Origin of the sequence: Marinobacter sp. F4216, assembly GCF_019931195.1 — a bacterium.
Classification (GTDB): Bacteria; Pseudomonadota; Gammaproteobacteria; order Pseudomonadales; family Oleiphilaceae; genus Marinobacter; species Marinobacter suaedae.
The window spans coordinates 25,281-40,117 of sequence record NZ_JAIOUO010000004.1 but is presented as its reverse complement, the minus strand read 5'-3'; the positions used below and the strand labels follow the sequence as shown (position 1 = coordinate 40,117).

12 protein-coding genes and 1 tRNA gene are annotated in these 14,837 nt (G+C 57.1%); 12 read left to right on the top strand and 1 reads right to left on the bottom strand.

All coding sequences use genetic code 11. The features are described from left to right. The first annotated feature begins 21 nt into the window (after positions 1-21). The 4 genes from dapB (at position 22) to greA (ending at position 5,988) form a co-directional block, all read left to right on the top strand. Positions 22-825 carry a 4-hydroxy-tetrahydrodipicolinate reductase gene (gene dapB, locus K8I84_RS09610; protein ID WP_223794542.1) on the top strand — a complete coding sequence of 268 codons (804 nt, stop codon included), beginning with the start codon at positions 22-24 and terminating at the stop codon, positions 823-825. 239 nt (positions 826-1,064) lie between these two features. Further along, positions 1,065-2,195, top strand: a complete 1,131-nt coding sequence (carA, locus tag K8I84_RS09605) for a glutamine-hydrolyzing carbamoyl-phosphate synthase small subunit (protein ID WP_263283074.1) — start codon at positions 1,065-1,067, stop codon at positions 2,193-2,195. A gap of 90 nt (positions 2,196-2,285) precedes the next feature. After that, a complete protein-coding gene (gene carB / locus K8I84_RS09600) occupies positions 2,286-5,504 on the top strand; it encodes a carbamoyl-phosphate synthase large subunit (protein WP_223794540.1) in 3,219 nt (1,072 codons plus the stop codon). Positions 5,505-5,508: 4 nt separating this feature from the next. Further along, positions 5,509-5,988: a transcription elongation factor GreA gene (gene greA / locus K8I84_RS09595; RefSeq protein ID WP_223794539.1), complete on the top strand. Its 480-nt coding sequence runs from the start codon at positions 5,509-5,511 to the stop codon at positions 5,986-5,988. Positions 5,989-6,057: 69 nt separating this feature from the next. Here the strand turns inward: greA and yhbY are convergent, their stop codons facing one another. Next, the gene (gene yhbY, locus K8I84_RS09590; protein WP_263283073.1) at positions 6,058-6,369 is read right to left on the bottom strand and encodes a ribosome assembly RNA-binding protein YhbY; all 312 of its coding nucleotides are present in this window, start codon (positions 6,367-6,369) and stop codon (positions 6,058-6,060) included. 572 nt (positions 6,370-6,941) lie between these two features. Here yhbY and ftsH point away from each other — a divergent pair. From ftsH to nusA, 8 genes are all read left to right on the top strand, one after another. Then, a complete protein-coding gene (gene ftsH, locus K8I84_RS09585; RefSeq protein ID WP_317848210.1) occupies positions 6,942-8,885 on the top strand; it encodes an ATP-dependent zinc metalloprotease FtsH in 1,944 nt (647 codons plus the stop codon). Positions 8,886-8,993: 108 nt separating this feature from the next. Continuing rightward, positions 8,994-9,824 carry a dihydropteroate synthase gene (gene folP / locus K8I84_RS09580; RefSeq protein WP_223794538.1) on the top strand — a complete coding sequence of 277 codons (831 nt, stop codon included), beginning with the start codon at positions 8,994-8,996 and terminating at the stop codon, positions 9,822-9,824. Next, positions 9,824-11,167 (top strand): phosphoglucosamine mutase, encoded by a 1,344-nt coding sequence (glmM, locus tag K8I84_RS09575; protein ID WP_223794537.1) that lies wholly within the window; start codon positions 9,824-9,826, stop codon positions 11,165-11,167. The genes folP and glmM overlap by 1 nt, the downstream gene beginning before the upstream one ends. Before the next feature lie 75 nt (positions 11,168-11,242). Next, on the top strand, positions 11,243-12,007 hold the full coding sequence (tpiA, locus tag K8I84_RS09570) for a triose-phosphate isomerase (RefSeq protein WP_223794536.1): 765 nt from the start codon (positions 11,243-11,245) through the stop codon (positions 12,005-12,007). 16 nt (positions 12,008-12,023) lie between these two features. Then, entirely contained in the window at positions 12,024-12,407 is a 384-nt protein-coding gene (gene secG / locus K8I84_RS09565) for a preprotein translocase subunit SecG (protein ID WP_223794535.1), read from the top strand. Positions 12,408-12,414: 7 nt separating this feature from the next. Continuing rightward, a tRNA-Leu gene (locus K8I84_RS09560) sits at positions 12,415-12,499 on the top strand. A 321-nt stretch (positions 12,500-12,820) separates the two neighbouring features. Continuing rightward, positions 12,821-13,282 (top strand): ribosome maturation factor RimP, encoded by a 462-nt coding sequence (gene rimP, locus K8I84_RS09555; protein ID WP_223794534.1) that lies wholly within the window; start codon positions 12,821-12,823, stop codon positions 13,280-13,282. A 57-nt stretch (positions 13,283-13,339) separates the two neighbouring features. Then, positions 13,340-14,833 (top strand): transcription termination factor NusA, encoded by a 1,494-nt coding sequence (gene nusA / locus K8I84_RS09550; protein WP_223794533.1) that lies wholly within the window; start codon positions 13,340-13,342, stop codon positions 14,831-14,833. Positions 14,834-14,837 lie beyond the last annotated feature (4 nt).

Sequence of the window (14,837 nt, the reverse complement as noted above, 5' to 3'; positions counted from 1 at the left end):
ACAACCGGGAGTCGTCCGATTATGAGGGTAGGAATCATCGGCGCCGCCGGGCGCATGGGGAAAGTGCTCATTGAAGCGGTCGACGGAACCGACGGCCTTGAACTGGGTGCGGCAATTGTCGAGCCGGGTAGTACTCTGGTGGGTGCGGATGCCGGTGAAGTGGCCGGTATTGGCCGGCTTGGCGTGACGTTGGCAGGAAGCCTGGATGATGCCCGGGATGATTTCGATGTGTTGATCGACTTCACCTTCCCGGACCTGGCCCTCGCCAATGCCGAGTTCTGCAAGAAGAACGGCAAAAAGCTCGTCATCGGTACCACCGGGATGTCCGAGGCTGAAAAGGAGCAATTGGCCCAGGCAGCTGAAACGGTTCCGATGGTGTTTGCCCCCAACATGAGTGTGGGTGTGAACGTGGCCCTGAACCTGCTCCGCACCGCCGCTCAGGCACTGGGTGATGACTACGATGTGGAAATCATCGAGGCCCATCACCGTCATAAGAAGGACGCGCCGTCAGGCACCGCTCTTCGTATGGGTGAGGTGGTTGCCGATGCTCTGGGTCGGGACTTGAAGGAGTGTGCGGTCTACGGCCGTGAAGGCTTTACCGGTGAGCGCAGTCGCAAGGAGATCGGGTTCGAAACTATTCGTGCCGGTGACGTAGTCGGTGACCATACGGTTTTGTTTGCCACCGAGGGTGAACGCATCGAGATCACCCACAAGGCCAGCAGCCGGATGACCTTCGCCAAGGGCGCCATGCGCGCTGCCTTGTGGCTGAAGGATAAGCCTGCCGGCTTGTTTGATATGCAGGATGTGCTATCCCTTAAGTCTTGAGTAGTCAGCGTTAGTCGACGTGATCTTGTGTATCAGCGTGGACACTGCAGTAAAGATTTTTTACAATATGGCGATTTAGCTGCACCAAGGCGTAGTTAGAAAAATATCCGGGCACCGACTGCCCGGAGAGCAAAAAGCGGGACGGAGTTCTGACTCCCTCTCGCTTTTTTGCAACCTGAATACGCGCTTGCGTTCCTGCTAGTGACGAAATGATACGCCACTCGATGAGGATACAAGCCTTGAGTACTCCCGCAATCCTTGCACTCGAAGACGGAAGCCTGTTCTACGGTACGGCAATTGGTGCCGACGGAGAAACCAGTGGTGAGGTGGTTTTCAACACCGCCATGACCGGTTACCAGGAAATCCTGACCGATCCCTCTTATTCCCGCCAGATTGTCACTCTTACATACCCCCACATCGGAAACACCGGAATCAACAAAGAAGACGTTGAGTCAGACCGTATCCATGCCGCGGGCCTGATTATCCGTGATCTGCCGTTGGTGGCCAGCAACTGGCGCAGCGAAGAATCTCTGGATGAGTATTTGCGGGTTAACGACATTGTTGGTATCGCCGATATCGACACTCGACGCCTGACCCGCATTCTGCGGGACAAGGGCTCCCAGAACGGGGCCATCGTTGCCGGCGCTGACGCCAGCACTGAGCGTGCCCTGGAGCTGGCCAAGGCCTTCCCAGGATTGAAGGGTATGGACCTGGCCAAAGAAGTGACCGCTGATTCGGTTTCCCAGTGGAGTGAAAGCGAGTGGTCGCTGACCGATGGCTACGGTCAGCGGGAAGAGGCTCGCTTCAAGGTCGTGGCCTGGGATTATGGCGTGAAGTACAACATCCTTCGGATGCTCGCCTCCCGCGGCTGTGACATCACCGTGGTGCCGGCGACAACGCCTGCTTCAGAGGTGCTGGCCATGAATCCGGACGGCGTGTTCCTGTCCAACGGTCCAGGGGATCCCGAGCCCTGTGACTACGCGATTACGGCGATCAAGGCCGTGCTGGAGACCGATATCCCGGTGTTCGGTATCTGTCTGGGGCATCAGTTGCTTGCACTGGCCAGTGGTGCCAAGACGATGAAGATGGGACACGGCCACCACGGTGCCAACCATCCGGTGCAGAACCTTGCGGATGGCACAGTGATGATTACCAGCCAGAACCACGGGTTCGCCGTGGATGAGTCTTCATTGCCGGACAACCTTGAGGCGACCCACAAGTCGCTGTTTGATGGCACCTTGCAGGGCATCCGCCGTACTGACAAGCCGGCGTTCAGCTTCCAGGGGCACCCTGAAGCCAGCCCTGGCCCACACGATGTGGCGCCGCTGTTCGACCAGTTTATCCGGTTGATGGAAGATCGCTCTGCCTGAGGGCAGGTTCCGGGCCGCGCGGTCCGGACGAGACCGGCGCCATGCATTGCGCTACACGAATTACCAAGTTGCTGACAGGTATACCAAGACATGCCGAAACGTACTGACATCCAGAGCATTCTGATTCTGGGCGCGGGCCCCATCGTCATTGGGCAGGCGTGCGAGTTTGACTACTCCGGTGCCCAGGCCTGTAAGGCCCTCCGTGAAGAGGGCTATCGGGTTATCCTGGTGAACTCCAACCCGGCCACCATCATGACCGATCCGGTGATGGCTGACGCCACCTACATTGAGCCGATCACCTGGAAAACTGTCGAAAAGATCATTGAGAAGGAAAAGCCGGATGTGCTGCTGCCCACCATGGGCGGACAGACCGCACTGAACTGCGCTCTCGACCTTGAGAGGCATGGGGTGCTTGAGAAGCACGGTGTGGAAATGATCGGTGCCAACGCGGACACCATCGACAAGGCGGAAGACCGGGATCGCTTCGACAAGGCCATGAAAAAGATTGGTCTGGAGTGCCCGCGGGCCGAGATCGCCCACTCCATGGACGAGGCCTGGAAAGTGGCGGAGGAAATCGGCTTTCCCTGCATCATCCGGCCGTCCTTCACCATGGGTGGCTCGGGTGGTGGTATTGCCTACAACCGGGATGAATTCGAAGAGATCTGCACACGTGGGCTGGACCTATCACCGACCAACGAACTGCTGATCGACGAGTCGCTGATTGGCTGGAAAGAGTACGAGATGGAGGTTGTCCGCGATAAGAACGACAACTGCATCATTGTCTGTGCCATCGAAAACTTCGACCCGATGGGCGTGCACACAGGGGACTCCATCACCGTAGCGCCTGCACAGACCCTGACGGACAAGGAATACCAGATCATGCGGAACGCCTCGCTGGCGGTTCTGCGTGAGATTGGCGTCGAAACCGGTGGCTCCAACGTCCAGTTCGGTATCAATCCGGACACCGGGCGTATGGTCGTGATCGAGATGAACCCACGGGTGTCCCGTTCGTCCGCGCTGGCGTCCAAGGCCACCGGCTTCCCGATCGCCAAGGTAGCCGCCAAGCTCGCCATCGGTTACACGCTGGACGAGCTGCGCAACGAGATTACCGGTGGTGTTACCCCGGCCTCCTTCGAGCCGAGCATCGACTACGTGGTCACCAAGATTCCGCGCTTCACCTTCGAGAAGTTTCCGCAGGCCGATGCCCGCCTGACCACCCAGATGAAGTCTGTGGGCGAGGTCATGGCCATTGGTCGGACCTTCCAGGAGTCCGTTCAGAAGGCCCTGCGTGGCCTTGAGGTGGGTGCTGACGGTTTCGATGAGAAGCTTGAAGAGCTGACGTCCCAGAATGCTGAGGAAACTCTGATCCGGGAAATGAACGTGCCCGGTGCCGAGCGAATCTGGTACTTGGGGGATGCGTTCCGTGCGGGATTGACCGTGGACGACGTGTTCGCTCATACCAAGATTGACCGCTGGTTCCTGATCCAGATTGAGGATCTGATCAAGGAAGAGCAGGCGCTCAAGTCGGCTGGCAAGGCGGATATCGATCACGCCACCCTGTTCCGCCTGAAGCGCAAGGGGTTCTCCGATGCCCGCCTGGCCAAATTGCTGGGTATTTCCGAGGTGAGCCTGCGCAAACTTCGTCACGACCTGAATGTGCGTCCGGTCTACAAGCGGGTGGATACCTGTGCCGCCGAGTTTGCCTCTGACACGGCCTACATGTACTCGACCTATGAGGAAGAGTGCGAGGCGGATGTGTCTGATCGCGAGAAGATTGTGGTTATTGGTGGCGGGCCAAACCGGATCGGTCAGGGGATCGAGTTTGATTACTGCTGTGTGCACGCGGCGCTGGCCATGCGGGAAGATGGTTACGAAACCATCATGATTAACTGCAACCCGGAAACCGTGTCCACAGATTACGACACTTCCGACCGGCTGTATTTCGAACCTATCACCCTGGAAGACGTGCTGGAGATCATTCACGTCGAGAAGCCGAAGGGCGTGATTGTACAGTACGGTGGCCAGACTCCGCTGAAACTGGCTCGTGGCCTGGAAGCAGCTGGCGTACCGATCATCGGCACCAGCCCGGACGCCATCGACCGTGCCGAGGATCGTGAGCGGTTCCAGCAGATGATCAGCCGACTGGGTCTGAAGCAGCCGAAGAACGCCACCGTGCGCAGCCACGAAGAAGGTGTGCTCGCGGCGCGGGAAATCGGTTATCCGCTGGTGGTTCGTCCGTCCTACGTGCTGGGTGGTCGGGCGATGGAAATCGTCTACACCGAAGATGAGCTGACCCGTTACATGCGCGATGCGGTGCTGGTGTCCAACGACAGCCCGGTTCTGCTGGATCACTTCCTGAATGCTGCCATTGAGGTAGATATCGATGCCATCTGCGACGGCAAGGATGTGGTTATCGGTGGTATCATGCAGCATATCGAGCAGGCGGGTGTTCACTCCGGTGACTCCGCCTGTTCGCTGCCTCCCTACACCCTGCCCAAAGATGTGCAGGATGAAATGCGTGAGGCCGTGAAAAAGATGGCTGTTGAGCTTGAAGTGGTTGGCCTGATGAACGTACAGCTGGCCTGGCAGGACAACGAAATCTATGTGATTGAGGTGAATCCGCGGGCGTCCCGTACTGTACCGTTTGTCTCGAAGGCGATTGGTACCTCTCTGGCCAAAGTGGCTGCCCGGGTTATGGCGGGCACGTCTCTGGCAGAGCAGGGTTTCACCCAGGAAATCGTACCTGACCACTACTCTGTCAAAGAGTCTGTTTTCCCATTCAATAAATTCCCTGCAGTAGATCCGATCCTTGGGCCGGAAATGAAGTCCACGGGTGAGGTTATGGGGGTAGGTGACAGCTTCGATGAGGCCTTTGCCAAGGCTGCATTGGGTGTAGGTGCTGTATTGCCGGAAAAAGGTACGGCCTTCATGTCGGTCCGTGATATGGACAAGCCGGGCGTAGCTAATGTGGCGCGAGATCTTCTTGACGCTGGCTTTAAGCTGATTGCGACGACTGGCACTGCCAAGGCTCTGAGGGAAGCGGGTATTGAAGTCCAGCGGGTGAACAAAGTCCGTGAGGGGCGCCCGCATATTGTGGATGCGATCAAGAACGGCGAGGTTCAGCTGATTATCAACACCACTGAAGGTCGCAAGGCGATTTCGGACTCTGCGCAAATTCGCCAGTCCGCACTGCAGGCCAAAGTGACTTATACAACAACACTGGCAGGTGGCGATGCGCTAAGTCGGGCGATTAAATTTGGCCCGGAGCGTACTGTTCGCCGTCTCCAGGATTTGCACGCAGGAAAGTAAGACTATGTCTGACAGAGTACCTATGACGAAGGCGGGTGAAGCCGCCCTTCGCGACGAACTCCAGAAACTGAAGTCAGAGGATCGGCCGCGAGTTATCGCGGCTATCGCCGATGCGCGTGAGCACGGTGACCTGAAGGAGAACGCGGAGTACCACGCCGCCCGTGAGCAGCAGAGCTTTATCGAAGGTCGTATTCAGGAGATCGAAGGCAAGCTGTCGGCGGCTCAGGTGATTGATGTGGCCAGCATGGAGAACACCGGCAAGGTGATCTTCGGCACTACTGTGCAACTGCTGAACATGGACACCGATGAGCAGGTCACTTACCAGATCGTTGGTGAGGATGAGGCTGACATCAAAGCGGGCAAAATTTCCATTTCATCACCGATTGCCCGCGCCCTGGTCGGTAAGAGTGAAGGGGATGTCGTGGCTATTCGCGTACCGTCTGGCACGGTGGAATACGAAATCGAGGAAGTCGAATACGTCTGATCCCTCACGGCGCCTACAAAAAAGCCGGCATTTGATGTGCCGGCTTTTTTATTTTCGGAGCCCGTGCCGTCAGTTTTGGTGGCGAACCAGATTGGACAGCTTCGGATTTGGCTTTTTGGCCCGCCGCAGGATGACAGCGATCTTGCCGATGGTTTGCACCAGCTCGGCACCGGAGGATTCGCAGAGAGCGTTCACTGCTTCCAGGCGCGCTTCCCGGTCATTGCTGGCCACCTTGATTTTGATCAGTTCGTGATCGTTCAGGGCACGTTCCAGCTCTTCCTGCAGGCCCTCGGTCAGGCCTTTGTCGCCAACGATAATGACGGGCTTCAGGTGGTGGGCTATGCCCCGGTAGGCCCGGCGCTGTTCCGGTGAAAGACTCATGATGTAATCTCTTTATCGGTGTGATTAACGAAAGGTCAGCGGCTTATTCGCTGGTATCGTCCTATAATCCGATGATTGTAACAAATCGCTGGGCGGTAGAAATGGCCGTTAACCCTTACGGTTAAACCATCAGGACGGATTGTCTGGGACTTCGGATCGGTGCAGTACCGCATCTGGCGTTTTCCTGGCGGAAGGAACATTTAGAGTGGGGCTGGGTCAAACCGTTCCGTTGAAGGCCCTTCAGCAGAGCTCAAGGCATTGAAGAATTACGCTGATTGCCAGGAGATCGCCGGGCAGATGTTGTAATTTCAAATTTGGTGCCCAATATGTGTGGTAGAGCCGCCGTTTATCACCTCAAGGCACTGACCGAGAGGGGAACCATGCGGGGTGTGGCCGGCAGTTTTTCTGCCGACTGGTGGCTTTGTAAAGGTTTTAAGCGCTGACCTGGTGACCTTTACGATCTGTTTACGGGCGGATAGGCCGTTTCTGGTGGATGGACGTAGAATTGGTGTAAGGTGGCGAAAAAGGGAGCGGCGCGTGACAACCGTTCTTTCATTCACAGGTGACGATCCTTGAACGATATGGCAAAAAATCTGGTTCTCTGGCTAATCATAGCCGCCGTGCTGATGATGGTGTTTCAGAATTTCTCACCAACCACCAGCGGGCAACAAGTCAATTATTCCCAGTTTGTTGAAATGGTCCAGCAAGGCCGGGTCAACTCTGTGACCATCGACGGTCTTGATATTCAGGGCCGTCTGGGTGATGGCTCGCAATTCCAGACCATCCGGCCTCAGGTGGCTGACAACAAGCTGATGGACGATCTGCTGGCCAACAACGTCGAAGTGGTCGGCAAGGAGCCTGAGCGTCAGAGCCTGTGGACTCAGTTGCTGGTCGCGGCGTTCCCGATACTGATCATCATTGCGCTCTTTGTTTTCTTTATGCGGCAGATGCAGGGCGGCGGTGGCGGCAAAGGCCCCATGTCGTTCGGCAAGAGCAAAGCGCGATTGATGAGCGAAGATCAGATCAAGACTACCTTCGCGGACGTGGCCGGTGTTGATGAGGCCAAGGAGGACGTCAAGGAATTGGTGGACTTCCTGAGGGATCCGAGCAAGTTCCAGCGTCTGGGTGGCACAATACCCAAGGGCGTGCTGATGGTTGGTCCTCCGGGTACCGGTAAAACCCTGCTCGCCAAGGCGATTGCCGGTGAGGCTAAAGTGCCTTTCTTCTCGATCTCCGGTTCTGACTTCGTAGAGATGTTCGTGGGTGTGGGCGCATCCCGTGTTCGCGACATGTTCGAACAGGCCAAGAAGCAGAGCCCCTGCATCATCTTTATTGATGAGATTGATGCGGTCGGTCGTCACCGGGGCGCTGGCATGGGTGGTGGTCACGATGAGCGTGAGCAGACCCTCAACCAGTTGCTGGTAGAAATGGACGGCTTCGAGGGTAATGAAGGTGTTATCGTGATTGCCGCTACTAACCGTCCCGATGTTCTCGACCCCGCGCTGTTGCGTCCGGGCCGTTTCGATCGTCAGGTTGTGGTCGGCTTGCCGGACATTATTGGTCGGGAGCAGATTCTTAAAGTACACATGAAGAAAGTGCCGTTGGCCGAGGGTGTGGAACCCGTCTACATTGCTCGCGGTACACCGGGCTTCTCCGGTGCGGATCTGGCGAACCTGGTGAACGAGGCGGCGCTGTTTGCGGCCCGTCGAAACCAGCGTCTGGTTTCCATGGAGGAGTTTGAACTCGCCAAGGACAAGATCATGATGGGCGCCGAGCGCCGGTCAATGGTCATGAGCGAGAAGGAAAAGCGAAACACCGCGTACCACGAGGCTGGGCACGCCATCGTCGGGCGGCTGATGCCCGAGCACGATCCGGTTTACAAAGTCAGCATCATTCCTCGCGGCCGGGCCCTGGGTGTGACCATGTTCTTGCCGGAAGAGGACAAGTACAGTCACTCCAAGCGTTATCTGATCAGCTCGATCTGTAGTCTGTTTGGTGGTCGTATTGCGGAAGAGCTGACCCTTGGTTTTGATGGTGTCACCACCGGTGCTTCGAATGACATCGAACGGGCTACCAGTCTCGCCCGCAACATGGTGACCAAGTGGGGCTTGTCGGAAAAGCTGGGGCCTCTCCAGTACGATTCGGACAGCGAAGAGCCGTTCCTTGGTCGTACGGCCGGACAGTCTCATTCCGTGCACTCTCAGGAAACCGCACGCCGCATTGATGACGAGGTTCGCGAAATCATCGATACCTGTTACGAAAAGGCTCGTCACTTGCTGGTTGATAATCGTGACAAGCTCGATTTGATGGCAGACGCCCTGATGAAGTACGAAACCATCGACCGTTTCCAGATTGACGACATCATGGAAGGACGAGTGCCACGCCCACCCAAAGGCTGGGGTGATAACGGTCCGACTGGCGGTGTGCAGGCTGAAGAGCCGAAGCCGGCTGAGTCGAAGAAGGATGACGACGACGGGCGCCAGCCTGAGGTCGGGCGTCCGGCAGGTGAGCACTGATCGGTCGGTAACTGCCGACCATCCAGTAGCGCACGGATATAGGCGCCGCCCGGAAACGGGCGGCGTCTGTTTTTTGTTGCTTCTGCAATCAGATCGGGTGGACTTTATATGGAAATGAATTTTGCCGGACGAGTTCTGGATATGTCCCGGTGTCATGTCATGGGCGTGTTGAACGTTACCCCGGATTCGTTTTCCGATGGCGGGCGTTTCAATCGCCCGGATGCGGCGCTGGTGCGGGCCCGTCAAATGGTGTCGGAAGGTGCTGGCTTTATCGACGTGGGTGGTGAGTCCACTCGTCCTGGTGCCGCCCCGGTATCCGTTCAGGAAGAGATGGACCGCGTGTGTCCGGTGGTCGAAAAGATTGCCAGCGAGCTCGACGCGGTGGTCTCGGTGGATACCAGTTCCCCCGAGGTCATGACCGAAGCGGTGCGCCTCGGGGCGGGCTTGTTGAATGATGTACGCGCTTTACGGCGGGATGGTGCGCTTGACGCTGCTGCCCGGGCCGGCGTGCCGGTGTGTTTGATGCACATTCAGGGGGAGCCGGACACCATGCAGCTGCGCCCGGAATACCGGAATGTGCGACGAGAGGTGAGCGCTTTTTTGACAGAGCGGGTCCGGGCGGCTGAGTTGGCCGGTGTGAAGCCGGAGAATATCGTTTTGGACCCTGGATTTGGTTTCGGCAAAACGCTGGATCACAACCTTCAGCTTCTGGCAGCTCTGGAGCAGTTTCATTTGCTGGGCCATCCTTTGCTGGTAGGCATGTCCCGTAAATCCATGCTCGGCGCCATTACTGGTCGTGAGGTGGGCGAGCGTTTGTCGGCCAGTCTCGCGGCAGCAACAATATCCGCCATGAAGGGGGTCAGCATCGTCCGGGTGCACGATGTGAGAGAGACAGTCGATGCCGTGAAAGTGGTCACGGCGATGAGGGAGGCGCATTAATGTCAGAAAGAAAGTATTTCGGTACCGATGGGATTCGCGGACGGGTTGGTGAATCACCGATTACGCCTGAGTTCATGCTCAAGCTGGGCTGGGCGGCCGGTATGGCCTTCAAGCGGGCTGGTCAGCGTAACAGTGTGTTGATTGGCAAGGACACCCGGTTGTCGGGCTACATGTTCGAGTCGGCCCTGGAGGCTGGTCTTTCGGCGGCCGGGGTCGATGTGAAGCTTCTGGGGCCGATGCCCACGCCGGCCATTGCCTATCTTACCCGCACCTTTCGAGCCTCTGCCGGCATCGTGATCAGTGCCTCTCACAATCCCCATCACGACAACGGAATCAAGTTCTTCTCTGCCCTGGGTACGAAACTGGATGACCGCCTGGAAGCAGAGATCGAGCAGTGGCTGGACAAGCCCTTGGTGGTGGGTCCTTCCGAGGAGCTTGGCAAGGCATCGCGAATTGAAGATGCGCCCGGGCGTTACGTGGAGTTCTGCAAGAGCACGGTGCCCAATGAGTTCACCCTTGATGGCCTGAACATCGTTCTGGATTGTGCCCATGGGGCGACCTATAACGTGGCACCCAAGGTGTTCCGGGAGTTGGGGGCCAAAGTGTCGGTCATCGGAGCGTCGCCCGATGGGCTGAATATCAATCTCAGTGTGGGGTCCACCAGTCTCGACGCCCTTAAGCACTTCGTTGTCGAAAAGGGAGCGGACCTCGGGATTGCCTTTGACGGCGACGGTGACCGGGTGTTGATGGTGGACAGTGACGGATCTGAGGTCGATGGCGATGAGTTGCTGTACATCATTGCATCCCAGCGATTTGCTGAGGGCAGCCTCAAAGGTGGTGTGGTTGGTACCTTGATGACCAATCTCGGTGTTGAATTGGCCCTCAAAGAGCAAGGCATCGAATTCGAGCGCGCCAAGGTGGGGGATCGTTACGTCATGGAGCGCCTGACGGCCCGCAACTGGGTGCTCGGTGGCGAAGGGTCCGGACATATGGTGATTCGCGACTGCACCAGCACGGGCGATGGCATTGTTTCGGCGCTGCAGGCGCTTTTGTCCATCCGTAAGTCGGGTAAGAGGCTGTCGGAGCTTCGTCAGGGCATGAGCAAGCTCCCTCAGACCATGATCAACGTGCGCGTGGCAGAACGATTCGATCCCCTTTCCCGCGAAGATATTGTTTCTGCAGTGCGTGAGGCGGAAGCGAAGTTGGGTGAAGCCGGGCGAATTCTGCTCAGGGCGTCGGGAACCGAGCCGCTAATCCGGGTGATGGCCGAGGGGCAGGACGCCGAGCAGATCGAACAGGTCGCCCGGAATCTGGCCAAAGTCGTCGAAGGATCCTGCGACTGAAATTCTGATTTTGGTCGGTTGTCTGGAGAGGGGGAGTCCTGTATAGTTCGGCCTCCCTCAGGGTTGGGAGCTGTCATGCGTCGGAAGATCGTAGCCGGAAATTGGAAGATGAACGGGTCGAAAGACCTGGTAACTACTCTGGTTGGCTCGGTCCGCTCAGAGGTCGCGTCTCTTGATAATGGTGTGGAGGTTGTTATCATCCCTCCCGCAATCTATGTCCGGGACGTTGCTGATAAAGCCGGTGGTGAGCTCAGTGTTGGTGTCCAGAATATCGGGCAATGGCCATCTGGCGCGTACACCGGCGAGATATCCGCCGGAATGGCAGTGGATCAGGGGTGTCAGTTTGCATTGGTCGGCCACTCTGAACGGCGCCAACTGTTTGGTGAGACCGACGAGTTGGTTGCAGAAAAAGTGTCTTTGCTCTTGAAGGGCGGGCTTCGCGCAGTTGTTTGTGTCGGGGAGACCCTTGAGCAGCGGGAAGCTGGCCGAGCGGTTGATGTTGTTGCTGGTCAGGTTCGTAAGGGGCTTGCGACCGTGACCGGTGATCAGTGGTCGCAGATTGTGGTTGCCTACGAACCCGTTTGGGCGATCGGTACTGGCAAGACGGCAACCGCAGAAGACGCTCAGGCAATGCATGCCGAAATTCGGAAAGTGCTTGCCGATATGGGGGCGCCGGCAGAATCAGTGTCGGTGCTTTACGGCGGAAGTGTAAAAGCGGATAATGCTGCCGCGCTTTTCGCCCAGCCGGATATTGATGGCGGTCTTATTGGTGGGGCGTCATTGGTTGAAAATGATTTTATAAGCATTTGCCGGGCTATGCCGGCGGGTGCCAAAGGCTAAGTTCGCGAGAGTTATTATGGACTGGATGGAAACACTGGTAGTCGTTGTGCACGTAGTGATTGCCATCGCGCTGGTAGGTCTGGTGCTGATTCAGCAGGGCAAAGGCGCGGATGCCGGTGCGGCATTTGGTGGCGGTGCCTCCCAGACTGTGTTTGGTAGTCAGGGCAGTGGTAGTTTTCTGACCCGTCTGACCACCATGCTGGCCATCGTGTTTTTTGTGACCAGCTTTTCGCTGGCCGTGTTCGCCAAGCAGCGTGCGGAAGTAGCTGGTGAGGCCGGTATTCCGGTCGTTGAGGAGTCTTCTGACGAAACCGCTCCTTCGGCCCAGCCTGCGGAAGACGAGTCCGGCGTCGAAGTTGATCTTGAGGGCGAGGAGTCAGGACTCCCCGAGCTCGAGTAAAAGAATTGCCCAGGTGGTGAAACTGGTAGACACGCTATCTTGAGGGGGTAGTGGCGAAAGCCGTGCCGGTTCGAGTCCGGCCCTGGGCACCATATAGTAAAAGGCGGCTTGGAGTATCCAGGCCGTTTTTTTTGGTCAGTCCTTGACCAGTCCGTTGGGCGTCTCTATACTCCGGCGGATATTGGAACCGGTGGGCGTTTTTAACGCTTTCGGGTTTCTGGCAGGCCAGGTGTCTGTCAGCAGGAAGTGGTTTATCGGTTTGCTTCCTGTGAGTACTTGCAACAAAAGGCCCCAAGCAAGGGGCTTTTTGATTAAGGGGCCTGGCGCATCGGGCCCTGATGCATAAAAAGGGCTGATTAACAGCCCTTTTTTTGTTTGTGGGGCACAGAAACTGAATACGGAGAAGGCACAAGGTGTCAGCCAAGCTGCAACAACTCGAAGAACTCCTGCGACCTGTGGTCGAGGGGATGGGGTATGACTACTGGGGTATTGAGTTTCGCTCCCAGGGCCGTCATTCCACCCTGCGCGTCTTTATTGACAATGTCGAGAGCGGCATTTCTGTTGAAGATTGCGAAAAAGTCAGCCGCCAGATCAGCGGTGTCATGGATGTGGAAGATCCCATCCAGACCGAGTACACCCTTGAGGTGTCTTCTCCGGGAATGGACCGGCCACTATTCCGCCTTGAGCAATATCAGGCCTATGTAGGGCATAAGGTGGAGCTCCGGTTGCGCATGGCTTTTGAGGGTCGCCGGAAATTCCTGGGGCTCATCAAGGGGGTCGAAGGCGAGGACGTGGTGATCGTGGTGGATGACCACGAATACCTGTTGCCGTTCGAAAGCATCGAACGTGCGAATATCGTTCCGGTATTTGAGTGAATTCCAACGAAAAGAATTTGTTAGACGTACGGTTTATCTAGAGGGCAGGGCAATCCAATGAGTAAAGAGATCTTGCTGGTTGTTGAATCCGTCTCGAACGAAAAAGGTGTCGAGAAGGATGTGATTTTTGAAGCGATCGAGCTCGCGCTCGCCACTGCTGCTAAAAAGCGGTACGAGGACGAGGAAGCGGATATTCGGGTTGCCATTGATCGTCGCACCGGTGAATACGAAACCTTCCGCCGCTGGCTGGTGGTGGACAATGACGCGGTTCCTGCACTGGGCACCGAGCTCACGCTGCAGGAGGCCGAAGAAATTGACACGGCACTGCAGCCGGGTGATATCCACGAGGAGAAAATCGAGTCTGTCGCCTTTGGCCGGATCGGCGCCCAGGCGGCCAAGCAGATTATTTTCCAGAAGGTCCGTGAAGCTGAGCGCACCAAGATTGTCGACAGCTACCGTGACCGTATTGGCGAGCTGGTTTCCGGCACCGTAAAGAAAGTGACGCGGGACAATGTCATTGTCGATCTGGGTTCCAATGCCGAAGCGTTGCTGCCCCGTGAACACCTGATTCCGCGGGAAACGTTCCGCATGGGTGACCGTGTGCGTGCGTTGCTGCTGGAAATTCGCACGGATCACCGTGGCCCTCAGTTGATCCTGAGCCGCACGGCTCCACAGATGCTGATCGAGTTGTTCCGCATCGAAGTGCCTGAAATTGCGGAAGAGTTGATTGAGATTCGTGGCGCGGCCCGTGATCCGGGTTCCCGTGCGAAAATTGCCGTAAAGACGAACGACCGTCGCATAGATCCTGTTGGTGCCTGCGTCGGTATGCGCGGTTCCCGCGTCCAAGCCGTATCTAACGAGCTGGGTGGCGAGCGTGTGGACATCGTTCTGTGGGATGACAATCCGGCACAACTGGTGATCAACGCCATGGCGCCCGCAGAGGTCGCGTCCATCGTGATGGATGAGGATCGCAACACCATGGACGTCGCTGTGGCGGAAGACAATCTTGCACAGGCCATCGGTCGAAACGGCCAGAACGTGCGTCTGGCCACTGATCTGACCGGTTGGACCCTGAACGTGATGACCGAAGAAGAAGCGGGCGAACGTCAGGAGCAGGAATACAGCCGTCTGGTTGAGCACTTCACTTCCAATCTGGATGTGGATGATGAGTTCGCCGGTGTGCTGATCGAAGAAGGCTTCACCTCCATTGAAGAGGTGGCCTATGTGCCCATGGAGGAAATGCTGGCCATCGAGGGCTTCGATGAGGAGACCGTCACGGAACTCCGTCGTCGCGCCAAGGATGTGCTGCTGAACCAGGCACTGGCGAGCGAAGAAGCGCTTGAAGGCGCAGAGCCGGCCGAAGATTTGTTGGAAATGGATGGCATGGACCGTGCCCTGGCGTTCAAGCTGGCGGGCAAGGGTGTGCGCACCATGGAGGATCTGGCAGAGCAGTCTGTTGACGACCTGCTTGAGATCGAAGGTATGGATGAAGAGCGTGCCGGGCAGTTGATCATGACCGCACGTGCCCCCTGGTTTGAAGACCAGGCTTAATTCG